Raw genomic sequence first — 387 nt, forward strand, 5'->3', positions numbered from 1 at the left:
CGCCGGCCATGAACTCGCCGGTGGCCTTGCCGCTGATGGTCTGCTGGGCCTTCGATTCGTCGAGGTTGACGATGTCGTCACCGGCCACGGCGTTGATGGTCAGCTGGGCCACCGGCGCAGTAACGTCCACCGCGTAGTTGTGGCTGGCACTGGCGCTCGCGCTATTGCCGGCAATGTCGGTGGCGACGAAGGTGGCGTCGATGCGGTGATCGGCATCGGCAGCCAGCTCGGCACCCGGAACACTGATGCTCCACTTGCCTTCGGCATCGACAGTGCCGCTGTAGGTCACTTCGTTGACAACGATCTTGACGATGTCGCCGGCACGGCCGCCGGTGGTGCTACCGGTGATCGACTGGTTGGCCTGCGACTCGACGGCGTTGACGATGT

At 64.6% G+C, this 387-nt stretch carries 1 protein-coding gene; it reads right to left on the reverse strand.

From position 1 onward, the window contains the following. Window positions 1-387, reverse strand: a 387-nt coding sequence (locus IB274_RS29470) for an Ig-like domain-containing protein (RefSeq protein WP_192436298.1), incomplete at both ends; no start/stop codon positions are given.

Source organism: Pseudomonas sp. PDM18 (assembly GCF_014852585.1).
Classification (GTDB): domain Bacteria; phylum Pseudomonadota; class Gammaproteobacteria; order Pseudomonadales; family Pseudomonadaceae; genus Pseudomonas.